At 51.4% G+C, this 12,679-nt stretch carries 12 protein-coding genes, 1 rRNA gene and 1 other annotated feature; all 13 genes read right to left on the bottom strand.

Annotated features, from left to right (window positions below):
* Positions 1-18: 18 nt before the first annotated feature.
* Positions 19-426 (bottom strand): Mini-ribonuclease 3, encoded by a 408-nt coding sequence (locus tag KNP76_RS09730; protein WP_034806359.1) that lies wholly within the window; start codon positions 424-426, stop codon positions 19-21.
* On the bottom strand, positions 423-1,820 hold the full coding sequence (gene cysS, locus KNP76_RS09725; RefSeq protein ID WP_214844433.1) for a cysteine--tRNA ligase: 1,398 nt from the start codon (positions 1,818-1,820) through the stop codon (positions 423-425). The genes KNP76_RS09730 and cysS overlap by 4 nt, the downstream gene beginning before the upstream one ends.
* Positions 1,789-2,478: a serine O-acetyltransferase gene (gene cysE, locus KNP76_RS09720; RefSeq protein WP_034817116.1), complete on the bottom strand. Its 690-nt coding sequence runs from the start codon at positions 2,476-2,478 to the stop codon at positions 1,789-1,791. The genes cysS and cysE overlap by 32 nt, the downstream gene beginning before the upstream one ends.
* Positions 2,479-2,527: 49 nt before the next feature.
* Positions 2,528-2,731, bottom strand: a binding site (T-box leader).
* A complete protein-coding gene (gene gltX, locus KNP76_RS09715) occupies positions 2,728-4,182 on the bottom strand; it encodes a glutamate--tRNA ligase (RefSeq protein ID WP_214844432.1) in 1,455 nt (484 codons plus the stop codon). (Overlaps the previous feature by 4 nt.)
* A 48-nt stretch (positions 4,183-4,230) precedes the next feature.
* Positions 4,231-4,704 carry a 2-C-methyl-D-erythritol 2,4-cyclodiphosphate synthase gene (ispF, locus tag KNP76_RS09710; protein ID WP_034817112.1) on the bottom strand — a complete coding sequence of 158 codons (474 nt, stop codon included), beginning with the start codon at positions 4,702-4,704 and terminating at the stop codon, positions 4,231-4,233.
* Positions 4,701-5,378, bottom strand: coding sequence for a 2-C-methyl-D-erythritol 4-phosphate cytidylyltransferase (gene ispD / locus KNP76_RS09705; protein ID WP_034817110.1), 678 nt, complete (start codon positions 5,376-5,378; stop codon positions 4,701-4,703). Before ispD ends, ispF begins: the two co-directional genes overlap by 4 nt.
* Before the next feature lie 58 nt (positions 5,379-5,436).
* Positions 5,437-6,501 carry a PIN/TRAM domain-containing protein gene (locus tag KNP76_RS09700; RefSeq protein WP_034806342.1) on the bottom strand — a complete coding sequence of 355 codons (1,065 nt, stop codon included), beginning with the start codon at positions 6,499-6,501 and terminating at the stop codon, positions 5,437-5,439.
* A gap of 114 nt (positions 6,502-6,615) precedes the next feature.
* The gene (radA, locus tag KNP76_RS09695; RefSeq protein ID WP_034806339.1) at positions 6,616-7,992 is read right to left on the bottom strand and encodes a DNA repair protein RadA; all 1,377 of its coding nucleotides are present in this window, start codon (positions 7,990-7,992) and stop codon (positions 6,616-6,618) included.
* Positions 7,993-8,046: 54 nt separating this feature from the next.
* Complete coding sequence (locus KNP76_RS09690) at positions 8,047-10,482, bottom strand: ATP-dependent Clp protease ATP-binding subunit (RefSeq protein WP_034817108.1); 2,436 nt, start codon at positions 10,480-10,482, stop codon at positions 8,047-8,049.
* 25 nt (positions 10,483-10,507) lie between these two features.
* Positions 10,508-11,551 carry a protein arginine kinase gene (locus tag KNP76_RS09685; protein WP_081825823.1) on the bottom strand — a complete coding sequence of 348 codons (1,044 nt, stop codon included), beginning with the start codon at positions 11,549-11,551 and terminating at the stop codon, positions 10,508-10,510.
* Entirely contained in the window at positions 11,551-11,985 is a 435-nt protein-coding gene (locus tag KNP76_RS09680) for a UvrB/UvrC motif-containing protein (RefSeq protein WP_034806332.1), read from the bottom strand. The genes KNP76_RS09685 and KNP76_RS09680 overlap by 1 nt, the downstream gene beginning before the upstream one ends.
* A gap of 15 nt (positions 11,986-12,000) precedes the next feature.
* Positions 12,001-12,468 (bottom strand): CtsR family transcriptional regulator, encoded by a 468-nt coding sequence (locus KNP76_RS09675; protein WP_034806331.1) that lies wholly within the window; start codon positions 12,466-12,468, stop codon positions 12,001-12,003.
* Positions 12,469-12,604: 136 nt separating this feature from the next.
* Positions 12,605-12,679: ribosomal RNA gene (gene rrf, locus KNP76_RS16110) — 5S ribosomal RNA — on the bottom strand; the annotation flags it as partial.

The raw sequence follows: 12,679 nt of genomic DNA, 5'->3' as shown, positions 1-12,679 counted from the left end.
TCGCGCGACTTGCCTCCTTCATGTCGTTTCGGGTTGCTCGGTTTCGAGCCAAATGAACGCTTGTTCGATGAGTTCTTCAAGACGATCCCTTCTTTCTGTAAGGTAGATGTAACCAATCAATGCCTCAAACGCCGTCGAGTACCGATACGTATGGACGTCGGTCCGCTTCGGAATCGAGCCGGACTTGGCGTTCCGTCCTCGCCTTACGACCGCCTGTTCTTCTTCCGAGAGTACGTTCGTCTCGAGCCAGTGGGTGACGACGCCTGCTTGTGACGATGCATTGACGTAACGGATGGCCCCACGGTGTAAATCGTTCGGTCGCGTCAAGCCCCGCTCGAGCAATCGTTTCCGCACCGCCATCTCATAGACGACGTCGCCCATATATGCGAGCGCGAGTGCGTTCAGTTGGGCCGGGTTCACACTCATAGACGCTTCCACCGGACGCCTTGCGCCGTATCTTCAAGTTGAATCTGTTGTTGTTTCAGTAGGTCACGAATCTCGTCGGCACGCGCGAAGTTTCGTTCGGCACGGGCCGCGTCGCGCTCTTGAATCAATTGATCAATCTCGGCATCTAACAGTTCCTTCTCTTCTGACAACGTCAAACCGAGGACACCGGTCAACTCGTCGAACAAGTCGATGACGTGCTCAAGCGTCTCTTTCGATACGTGGTCCGCTTTCGCGTAGATGTTCGCTTCTCTCGCCAAGTCGAACAGCACGGTGACGGCGTTGGCCGTATTGATGTCATCATCCATCGCTTCAATGAATGCCGATTTAATGCCAGCAAGTTTTCGTTCCATCGCCTCGCTCGGCTCGTCTAAGCCAGCTGTTACAGACAATCGGTGCTCGACGTTGTGATACGCCTCCTTGATTCGGTCCCACCCGTTCGCTGCTTGTTCGATTAGCTCCCGGCTATAGTTGATTGGATGACGATAATGCACCGATAGCATGAAGAAGCGGAGCACCATCGCATCGACTTCTTTGAGCGCCTCATGGACGAGCAAGAAATTCCCGAGCGATTTGGACATCTTCTCGTTCTCGATATTGATGAAGCCGTTGTGGAGCCAATAGTTGGCGAACTTCGTATGGTTGCACGCCTCGGACTGGGCGATTTCGTTCTCATGGTGCGGGAACTTCAAATCGTGACCGCCGGCATGAATATCAATCGTCTTGCCGAGATGCTTTTTCGCCATCGCCGAGCACTCGATGTGCCAGCCCGGACGCCCTTGTCCCCATGGACTCTCCCAAGCCGGTTCTCCCGATTTCGCCGCTTTCCATAAGACGAAGTCGAGCGGATCTTCTTTCTTCTCGCCGACGTCGACGCGCGAGCCGGCCCGCAAGTCTTCAATCGACTGCTGACTGAGCTTGCCGTACTCGTCAAATTTACGGGTGCGGAAATAGACGTCACCTTCGGACGCGTACGCATACCCTTCCGTCTCTAAGTTCCGGATAAACTCGATGATTTCTTGCATCGTATCAGTGACGCGCGGGTGCACGTCGGCTGGTTTCACGTTTAACGCCCCGGTATCGGCCAGGTATGCCTCGATATAGCGGTTCGTCAGCGTCGAGACGTCTTCTCCGAGCTCGTTTGCGGCCCGAATGATTTTATCGTCGACATCCGTGAAGTTCAATACGTACTTCACATCATACCCGCGATACGTCAAATAGCGGCGCACCGTGTCAAACGCAATCGCCGGACGGGCGTTTCCGACGTGGATATAGTTGTAGACGGTCGGCCCGCACACGTACATCGACACTTTCCCTGGTACGATTGGGACGAACGGTTCCTTTTTATTCGTGAGGCTGTTGTAAAACTGAATCATGTGTCTTCTCCTCCATCCGTTTCTCTAAAGAAGCTAACTTTTTCTCTAATTGTTCGACCGCGTTCTCGAGTCGCTCTTGGCATTCTCGGTCTGGGTCCGGGAAGCGATGATCGAGGTCGTGTTGTTTGACCCGCTCACCGTTTCGGATGACGACACGACCCGGAATTCCGACGACCGTCGAGTCCGACGGCACGTCTTTTAAGACGACGGAACTCGCTCCGATTTTGACGCAATCGCCAATCGTGATATTGCCGAGCACTTTCGCACCTGCCGAAATCAACACGTCATTCCCGATCGTCGGGTGACGCTTTCCTTTCTCTTTTCCCGTTCCGCCGAGCGTCACGCCTTGATAAATCGTGACATCGTTACCGATGATGGCCGTCTCGCCAATGACGATGCCAAAACCATGGTCGATAAACAGACGTTCGCCGATGACGGCGCCCGGGTGAATTTCTACCCCAGTCAACCAACGGCTCGTTTGGGCAATCAATTTCGCGACGAGCTTCACGTTCCGTTTCCATAGGCCGTGTGCGATACGGTGCGCCCAGAGCGCATGCAGTCCCGGATACGTTAAAACGACCTCCGCTTTCGACCGCGCGGCCGGGTCAAGCTCGAGCACGTTTTGAATATCGGCCCGTACACTTTTCCAAAATCCCATAATTGTTCTCCTTTTCCATATCAAAAACAAAGACGCCCCTGTGCCAAGGCACAGAGACGCCGTAAGCGCGGTTCCACTCTGTTTGGGAAACTTCCCCTCTCAAGTCTCGTTAACGCCGAGTCGCGGTCCCGACTACGTATCGCCGGAACGGCTCCGAGGTGCACTTCGACGGGGGACTCTTCTAGAACTTCCAGCCTTGGTTCTAGTCTCTGTTAAGTGTCAATCCGCTTACTTTCCTCATCATTGCCTTTAAGCTAATAAAGTTGAGAGACGTGCCAAGACACGCTCTTTTCCAATCAATGCGATTGCATTTGGAAGCTCTGGTCCGTGCGTCTGCCCTGTCGTCGCGACACGGATCGGCATGAACAAGTTCTTTCCTTTTTGACCGGTCGCTTTTTGTGTCGCTTTCGTCGCGGCTTTAATCGCTTCCGGTGTGAAATCTTCGATCTGTTCGAGTTGCGCCTTGAACTCAGCCAAGACGCTCGGTACCGCCTCACCGGCAAGCACCGCGTTCGCCTCTTCGTCATACTCGACTTCGTCTTTAAAGAACAAGTCCGTCAACGCGACGATCTCAGCGCCGTGCGTCATCTGTTCTTTATAGAGCGCGATGAGCGCTGTCGCCCAATCCGCTTCTTCCATCGAGAGCGCTTCTGGTAAACGGCCCGCTTCTTGTAAGAATGGTAAACTGAGTGCCACCACTTCGTCAAGCGAAGCCTGTTTCATGTAGACACTGTTGATCCACGCGAGCTTCTGTTGATCAAACACGGCCGGGCTCTTCGAGAGTCGACCCGCGTCGAACATGTCGATGAACTGTTGTTTCGTGAAGATCTCTTCTTCACCGACCGGCGACCAGCCGAGAAGCGAGATGAAGTTGAAGAGCGCTTCCGGGATGTATCCGAGATCGGCATATTGCTCGATGAACTGAATAATTGACTCATCACGCTTCGAGAGTTTCTTATGGTTCTCATTGAAAATGAGCGTCATATGCCCGAACGTCGGGTACTCCCATCCGAGCGAGTCATAGACCATCATCTGTTTCGGTGTGTTGGCGATGTGGTCGTCGCCCCGTAACACGTGACTGATCTTCATCAAGTAGTCATCGATGACGACCGCAAAGTTGTACGTCGGAATCCCGTCTTGTTTGACGATGACCCAATCACCGAAGTCTTTCGCTTCAAACGAGACGTCACCTTTGACGACATCATGCCATTTGTACGTGACGCCCTCAGGCACACGGATGCGAATCGACGGCTTGCGACCTTCCGCTTCGAATGCGGCCTGCTCCTCAGCGCTCAAGTTGCGATGGGCACCCGAATAACGCGGCGCTTCGCCGCGCGCGATTTGTGCTTCGCGCTCTGCCTCGAGTTCTTCCGACGTCATATAGCACTTATAGGCGAGTCCATTCTCCATCAACTCGTTCACATGTTTGTTGTAGAGGTCGAGTCGCTCCATTTGGAAGTAAGGGCCGTAGTCACCACCGCGGCCTGGACCTTCGTCCCAATCGATTCCAAGCCATTCAAGATACTTCATCTGACTTTCGACACCGTTCTCAACGTTCCGTTTTTGATCGGTATCCTCGATTCGGAGGATCATCTTCCCGCCGGCGTGGCGAGCATATAAATAATTGAATAGCGCGGTCCGGGCGTTCCCGATATGAAGGTGACCCGTCGGACTTGGCGCATAGCGTACACGCACTTCACTCATACTATTTCCACCTTTCTTCTCTTCTGCCCAAATAGTATACCACTTTTGTCAAGCACGGTTGAGCAGGATGACCGCCTGGGCAGCAATTCCTTCTTCTCGTCCCGTGAAGCCGAGCTGTTCCGTCGTCGTCGCCTTTACGTTCACTTGGCTGATGTCAGCCTCAAGCAACTCAGCAATGACCGCTCGCATGTCATCGATATATGGACGAAGTTTTGGCCGCTGTGCCATGACCGTCGCATCGACGTTTCCAAGGACGTACCCTTCTGCTTTCACGAGTTGCCAGACGTGTTGAAGCAACACTTTCGAATCGGCATCTTTAAAAGCTGGGTCCGTGTCCGGAAAATGCTTGCCGATATCTCCGGCTGCGATCGCACCGAGGGCCGCATCGGCAATCGTGTGGAGCAACACGTCCGCATCGGAATGACCGAGTAGACCACGGTCGTGCGGAATCTCGATTCCCCCTAAAATGAGCGGGCGCCCTTCCGCAAATGCATGCACATCAAATCCTTGTCCTATTCTCATCGATAATCCTCCTTCGTCAAAATCGCTTCCCCGAACAATAAATCTTCGGGTGTCGTGATTTTTATGTTGTGATAGTCACCCGGGATGACCGCGACCTCATGACCTGCCCATTCGAACAGACTCGCATCGTCGGTACCCGTAAACGTTTGCGCCGCCGCTTCGTCGTGAATGCGCCGAATCCGCTCAATCGGAAACGCCTGCGGGGTCTGGGCGAGCCAAAGCGTCTCACGCGGAACCGTGCGGGTAATTTGTCCAGCATCCACTTGCTTCACCGTGTCTTTCACGGGAACAGCTAAAATCGCACCGCCCGTTTGTCCTGCTTGAGCCACTTGCCGCAATTGTTCGACTCGAATGAACGGACGCGCTCCGTCATGAATCAAGACGACACCGTCTCGCGTCACGGCATGCAGGCCGGCACGGACACTTTCTTGCCGTTCTTTCCCGCCGGTCACATACGTGATGGGGGTCGGAATATGGTTAAGCATCGAGCGAAACCACGGCTCTTCCTCCGGACGAATCGCCAAGATGATGGCGTCACACCATGTGTCACGGGCGAACGCCTCGACCGTCCACACGATAATCGGCTTTCCTTGGAGCTGTAACATCAATTTATTCTCGTTCGCCCCCATACGCTTGCCTTGACCGGCCGCTGGGATGACGACTGCATATCGCATCACTAATTCCCCTCACTTCGTGAAAAAAGAGAGCGCGAAGCGCGTCTCTTTTTCACAGTTATTCAGGACGAGCAAAAATCATTCGACCTGCCGAGGTCTGGAGCACACTCGTCACGACGACAGGTAACGTCTTCGAAATGAGCTTACGTCCCCCTTCGACAACGACCATCGTCCCGTCTTCGAGGTAGGCGACTCCTTGATTTTGTTCTTTTCCTTCTTTGATGACCGTAACGACCATCTCTTCACCTGGAATGACAATCTGTTTCACCGAGTTAGCTAAATCGTTAATGTTTAACACCGGGACGTTTCGAACTTCACATACTTTGTTCAAGTTGTAGTCGTTCGTCACGACGATCCCGTTCTTCACTTCAGCGAGTTTAATCAGCTTGATATCGACTTCCGCTACATCTTCAAAGTCTCCATCATAAATCTCGACTTCGATGCGGTCGTTGTCTTGAAGCTCTTTTAAGATATCGAGTCCGCGTCGACCGCGATTCCGTTTCAACGTATCTGAAGAGTCCGCGATATATTGGAGTTCGCCGATGACGAACTGGGGAACGATGAGCGTTCCTTCAATAAAGCCTGTCTTCGCGATGTCGGCGATACGACCGTCGATGATGACACTCGTATCCAAAATCTTATCGTTCGAACGGCGTACCGGCTCAGCCGGCTGCTTTTCGCGTTCACTTTTCACGAACAGTTTGATCCACTCGTTGCGCTTTCGGTACCCGACGGCAAATCCGAAGTATCCGAACAAAGCGGTCACGAAAATCGGGACGATTTTACTGAGCAAGAAAATGTTCGTCACTTCGAGCGAGACGCTAATCAAAAAGGCGATTAACAACCCGATAATCAATCCAATCGAGCCGAACAAAATATCCCCGACCGGCAAACGGACGAGCCGTTCTTCGACAAAACGGATGAATTTAACGACCATGTCGGTCAAGAATAAACTGAGAATGAAGAAGATAAGTCCACCAATCAAACTAGCTACGTATGGAATCGTCAACCATGCCGGCACGTTCACACCGAGGTCACTTAGTAAAATCATCAACTCGATAATCCCGAACCATCCGACGACGAGACCGATTAAAATAAATCCGATTCGCACTGCAATCTTCACTCATTCCACCTCCTTCGTTTGAATTTAAATTTCATGAAAACAGCACTTTTATTGTAACACGGTTCGTTTGAAAGCGTTCGTTACAAAGCGTTAAAAACCTGTCGGAGGCGCCCGTCAGAACGGAATGGTGAGTTGTAGCGCCTCATCGACAGTACTGACCCCGACGACGTCGATTCCGGCTGGTGCCGTCCAGCCGCCAAGGTTGTTTTTCGGAATGATCGCACGCGTGAAGCCGAGCTTAGCCGCCTCGGCGACGCGTTGTTCGATTCGTGACACCCGGCGTACTTCACCGGTCAATCCGACTTCCCCGATACAGACGTCGGTCGGGCGTGTCGGACGGTCGCGGAAACTTGAGGCGATGGAGACACAGATTGCCAAATCGATGGCCGGCTCGTCAAGCTTCACGCCACCAGCCGCCTTCAAATACGCATCTTGCGTCTGGAGCAAGAGACCGGAACGTTTCTCGAGCACGGCCATGAGCAGCGCGACGCGGTTTTGGTCGATTCCCGTCGCCATGCGTCTCGGATTCCCGAATGACGTCGGTGAGATGAGCGCTTGGAGTTCGACGAGTACCGTTCGCGTCCCTTCCATCGAAGCGACGACCGTTGAGCCGGATACACCGGCCGTCCGTTCTTCGAGGAAAATCTCAGACGGGTTCAGCACTTCTTCGAGCCCACTCTCTTTCATCTCAAAAATACCAATCTCATTCGTCGAGCCAAATCGATTCTTCACGGCCCGTAAAATCCGAAACGTATGATGACGCTCACCTTCGAAATACAACACCGCATCCACCATATGCTCGAGTAGACGTGGTCCCGCAATTGAACCTTGTTTCGTAACGTGCCCGACGATAAAGACGGCCACACCCCGCGTTTTAGCAATTTTCATGAGCGCTGCCGTACATTCCCGTACTTGGGCGACACTACCCGGCGCCGATTGAATCTCATCCATATATACTGTTTGAATCGAGTCAATGATAACGAATCCCGGCTTTTCTTCATCGATGACCCGTTCGATCATCAACATATCGGTCTCGGCGAGGACATATAAATCCTGTGTCGGCAAACCGAGTCGTTCCGCACGAAGCTTCGTCTGTTTGAGCGATTCCTCACCAGAAATGTAGAGCACTTTTCGACCACTATGAGCAAGGTGCGCACTCACTTGAAGGAGAATCGTCGACTTCCCGATCCCCGGGTCACCCCCGACAAGAACGAGTGATCCCGGGACGATTCCCCCGCCAAGCACACGGTCGAACTCTTGACTGTTCGTGTGAACCCGCGTCTCCTCCTGTGAGACAACGTCGGCGAGGCGCTCCGGTTTCAACTGTCGCGATGAACTGTGAACGAACGCGGCCCCACGCTTCGCTTTCTTCTCTTCGACAAACTCTTCGACGAGCGTGTTCCATTCATTACACCCGGGGCAACGTCCCATCCATTTGGCGGACTCATAGCCGCACGATTGACACACGTACTTTGTTTTTAGTTTAGCCATACTTAATCCTCTCTGTTTAAAAAAGCTCCCTCACTTGAGAGAGGGAGCTTCGCATTATTGAACGACACCTTCGCTACGGACGATGAACTCTCCGTCCTGCACGTCGAGCGCGACTTTACTGCCTTTGGTGATGTCTCCACTGAGCATCGCTTCTGAGAGTCGGTCCTCCACCTCACGTTGGAGCGCCCGGCGGAGCGGTCGAGCTCCGTACTCTGGGTCGTATCCAACTTCAGCAATCTTCTCAAGCGCCGATTCCGTCAATGTGAAATCGATGCCTTGTTCACCAAGACGTTTCGTGAGTGTCTCAGCCATGAGCTTGACGATTTGTTGGATATGCTCTTTTTGGAGCGAGTGGAATACCGTGATCTCATCGATCCGGTTCAAGAACTCAGGACGGAACGCTTTTTTGAGCTCTTCCATGACTTTGTCCTTCATCTCTGTATATTCACGTTTCACATCGTCTTCAACCGTGAATCCGACATATTTGTTCCGTTTGAGCGCGGCGGCCCCGACGTTTGATGTCATGATGATGACGGTGTTGCGGAAGTCGACCGTGCGGCCTTTCGAGTCTGTCAAGCGGCCGTCGTCGAGCACTTGGAGCAAGATGTTGAACACTTCCGGGTGCGCTTTCTCAATCTCATCAAGCAAGATGACCGAGTATGGCTTCCGGCGAACTTTTTCTGTCAATTGTCCACCTTCTTCATACCCAACATACCCTGGAGGCGAACCGACGAGTCGGCTCGTCGCATGTTTCTCCATGTACTCGGACATGTCGATGCGGATAATCGCGTCCTCATCGCCGAAGAGCGCTTCGGCAACGGCACGGGCAAGTTCGGTCTTACCGACACCGGTCGGCCCAAGGAAGACGAACGATCCGATTGGACGTTTCGGGTCTTTCAACCCGGCACGGGCCCGGCGGATTGCCCGCGAAATCGACTTGACCGCTTCGTCTTGACCGATGACACGGTTATGCAAAATCGACTCGAGTTTCAAGAGACGATCTGTCTCTTCCTCTGCGATTTTTGTGACCGGAACGCCGGTCCAGTTGGCGACGACTTGGGCGATATCTTCTTTCGTCACTTCAAGTTTCTCATTGCCTTGTTTGTTCTGCCATTCGGACTTCAACTGTTCGAGCTCTTCTCGAACTTTTTGTTCCGTATCTCGAAGCGAGGCTGCTTTCTCGAACTCTTGGCTCTGAACGGCCGAATCTTTTTCTTTACGAATCGATTCGAGACGTGCTTCGAGCTCTTTCAAGTTCGGTGGCGCCGTGAACGAACGGAGGCGGACTTTTGACGCGGCCTCATCGACGAGGTCAATCGCTTTATCCGGAAGGAAACGGTCTGAAATGTAGCGGTCTGAAAGAACGACAGCTTCGTGGACCGCTTCGTCCGTGATGGTCACGCGATGGTGCGCTTCATAACGGTCGCGTAAACCGAGTAAGATCTGCTCTGCTTCTTCTGCAGTCGGTTCATTCACTTGAATCGGTTGGAAGCGACGCTCGAGCGCGGCATCTTTTTCGATATACTTCCGATACTCATCTAACGTCGTCGCACCGATACATTGAAGCTCACCACGGGCGAGTGATGGTTTCAAGATGTTCGAGGCGTCGATTGCCCCTTCCGCCCCACCAGCGCCGATTAACGTGTGCAATTCGTCAATGAAGAGAATGACGTTCCCCGCCTGACGAATCTCATCCATCACTTTTTTCAATCGATCTTCAAATTCACCGCGGTATTTTGTACCCGCGACGAGTGTTCCCATATCAAGGACCATCACTCGTTTGTTACGAAGCGTCTCTGGCACTTCATTATTGATGATTTGTTGAGCTAATCCTTCGACGACAGCCGTCTTCCCGACACCTGGCTCACCGATGAGAACCGGGTTGTTTTTCGTCCGGCGTGACAAGACTTCGATGACCCGTTGAATCTCACCAGCGCGCCCGATCACCGGATCAAGACGTGACTCACGAGCTTGTTGCGTCAAGTCGCGAGCTAATCCGTCGAGTGTCGGTGTCGCAGCGCTCGTTCCAGGTTGTGAGGCGTTAGCTGACGATTCTGTGTTACCGAGCAATTGAAGCACTTGTTGACGTGCTTTTGTCAAACTGATGCCGAGGTTGTTCATGACGCGCGCCGCCACACCCTCGCCTTCTCGAATCAAGCCGAGCAAGATGTGCTCTGTCCCAACGTATGAGTGACCGAGTTTACGGGCCTCGTCCATCGAAAGTTCAATCACTTTTTTCGCACGCGGCGTGTAATGAATCGTTGACCCGTTCTCTGACCCGCGTCCAATGAGCGCCTCTACTTCTTGTTGAATCTTCTCAGACGTCATACCGAGGGCGAAAAGTGCTTTTGCAGCAATCCCTTCGCCTTCTCGAATCAAGCCGAGTAAAATGTGTTCCGTACCAATATTATGATGGCCAAGCCGTACCGCTTCTTCTTGTGCTAAAGCTAATACGCGCTGAGCTCGTTCTGTGAATCGACCAAACATCATGGACAAAACCTCCTTGAGAGTTAAATCAAACTAAACCGTGATCTAGCATGCGACGAACGAGCGTTGCTCGTTCCCGATCTCGTTCTTTCGTAGATAATGTTTTCCCGAAATGTTTTTGTAGGAAACCTGATTGCAACCTTACAATCAGTTCATGAAACTGTGGCGGGCTCCAATCTGACAATAGGCCAAGATCGCTCGCTAAATGTAAGTCAGACAGACGCTCAATTGCTTCTGTCGAAGACAGTAACTTCGCATAACGCAACACCCCATAAGAGCGATAAAACTGATCTTCTAACTCGTCTTCCTTGTTTTTGAGCAAATCCTCACGTGCTTGGCGTTCGGCCTGAATGAGTTGTTCCGTTATTTCCATAAAGTCCGATAAGAGTTGGGATTCATGGCTCCCAAGTGTACGTTGATTCGACAACTGGAATAAACGTCCCGCTGCGTCACTACCTTCCCCGTACCGGCCACGAATTGTGTAACCTAGTTTGCGAAGTTCTTTTAGTATAGGAGTAATTCGACCTGTCAATACCAAGCCTGGTAAGTGAAGCATGACCGAGGCGCGAAGACCTGTCCCGATGTTGCTCGGGCACGTCGTCAAGTACCCTAATGTTTCATCGAAGGCGTAAGGAAGTGATTCTTCACACAAAGCATCGACGCGTTTAGCGAGTTCAAATGCCTCAATCACCTGAAACCCTGGAAGTAACGTTTGAATTCGTAAATGATCTTCCTCGTTGATTAACACACTAATCGTCTCATCTTCACTTAAAAAGACGGCACTTTCATCTTTTGTAGCAATGGTTGGACTGATTAGATGCTTCTCGACAAGCGCTTGGCGGGTCACGTAATCATAGGAACCCATATGAATATACTTAAATCCTTGCAAACCACCAAGAGAAGATTCGACACGTTCACATAAATATCGTTGTCCTTCTTCTGAAAGTACTGGGGAGAAGACCGTGTCCTTCAAATTGCGAGCCAGTCGGATTCGCGTTGAGATGACAAGGTCGTCAAGTTTCGCTCGTTCACGCATTTTCGGACCGAGCGGTTGTTCGAGGAATGTCTCCATCACGCCTCACCTTGTCCTTTCAATTGAATCATTTCTTTTTTGATACGGGCTGCACGTTCATAATCTTCTTGTTCGACAGCTTGCTCCAACTCCCCTGCCAGCTTGACGAGTCGTTCTTCAATTCGTTCGTCAGGCGTACGTAACAAGTTCGGAATTGAACCGACGTGATGATCATGCCCTTGTTGATATTGACGCGTTATTTTTAATAAATCATCTCGAAACACGGTGTAACACATTGTACAGCCGGCTTTTCTCGTTTGTTGTAACGCATGTTGCGTCATTTGACACGTCGGACACCGCTTCACGACCGGGACGTAACCTGTCATGACTTCAAACGCGCAATTCCGACACAGTTTACGTGTGACAGATACCCCGTTCTCATTAATGACCATTTCATTGACGGCAGGTCGCCGTTTACATCGTTCGCATAGCATGTTATCCCGCCTCCGTCAGCGATAACTTAACAATTTCATAAGCGCTAATAATTGTTGTCGGCGAATCAAGTGACGATCGGTTGCGTGGAGACCGAGTGATTCATCAGACAATACGTGAAAAAGAAGTCGAACTTCCCGTTCACTTAACAATCCTTCTTCAAATAGACGAATTAATATGTTTTCGACGACTTGTTCATTCAAATTAGGTTGATCATGCAAGAAGTCGATGAGACTAGCTAATAAATCTTGCTTCTCATGTAAGATGACGCGGCGAATGCGAATATATCCGCCTCCCCCTCGTTTGCTTTCAACAAGATAGCCTTTTTCGACGGTAAATCGTGTGTTGATGACATAGTTGATTTGAGACGGGACACACTCGAAACGTTTCGCAATATCTTGTCGTTTAATTTCAATTGCATTGGCCTGACTTTCTTTGAGTACTTGCTTCAAATACTGTTCGATTACATCAGATATGTTTCTCATCTCCACCACCCTCTGACCATCTTTGACTTTTGACTATATTTTATCATTGATTCAAAAAAAGGCAAACGAAAAGCGACGATGCAGCGCATCGTCGCACAAAAAAGACGACCAAGCAGATGCTTGATCGTCTCATGTTGCCTGGCAACGTCCTATCCTCACAGGGGGAGACCCCCAACTACTTTCGGCGCTGAAGCGCTTAACTTCCGTGTTC

Origin of the sequence: Exiguobacterium sp. s150, assembly GCF_018618435.1 — a bacterium.
Classification (GTDB): domain Bacteria; phylum Bacillota; class Bacilli; order Exiguobacteriales; family Exiguobacteriaceae; genus Exiguobacterium; species Exiguobacterium alkaliphilum.
This window is presented reverse-complemented; position numbering and strand designations above follow the sequence as displayed.

Coding starts and splice junctions, on each gene's coding strand:
- KNP76_RS09730 (WP_034806359.1), bottom strand. CDS start 426: ATGAGTGTGAACCCGGCCCAACTGAACGCACTCGCGCTCGCATATATG.
- cysS (WP_214844433.1), bottom strand. CDS start 1,820: ATGATTCAGTTTTACAACAGCCTCACGAATAAAAAGGAACCGTTCGTC.
- cysE (WP_034817116.1), bottom strand. CDS start 2,478: ATGGGATTTTGGAAAAGTGTACGGGCCGATATTCAAAACGTGCTCGAG.
- gltX (WP_214844432.1), bottom strand. CDS start 4,182: ATGAGTGAAGTGCGTGTACGCTATGCGCCAAGTCCGACGGGTCACCTT.
- ispF (WP_034817112.1), bottom strand. CDS start 4,704: ATGAGAATAGGACAAGGATTTGATGTGCATGCATTTGCGGAAGGGCGC.
- ispD (WP_034817110.1), bottom strand. CDS start 5,378: ATGCGATATGCAGTCGTCATCCCAGCGGCCGGTCAAGGCAAGCGTATG.
- radA (WP_034806339.1), bottom strand. CDS start 7,992: ATGGCTAAACTAAAAACAAAGTACGTGTGTCAATCGTGCGGCTATGAG.
- KNP76_RS09690 (WP_034817108.1), bottom strand. CDS start 10,482: ATGATGTTTGGTCGATTCACAGAACGAGCTCAGCGCGTATTAGCTTTA.
- KNP76_RS09685 (WP_081825823.1), bottom strand. CDS start 11,551: ATGGAGACATTCCTCGAACAACCGCTCGGTCCGAAAATGCGTGAACGA.
- KNP76_RS09680 (WP_034806332.1), bottom strand. CDS start 11,985: ATGCTATGCGAACGATGTAAACGGCGACCTGCCGTCAATGAAATGGTC.
- KNP76_RS09675 (WP_034806331.1), bottom strand. CDS start 12,468: ATGAGAAACATATCTGATGTAATCGAACAGTATTTGAAGCAAGTACTC.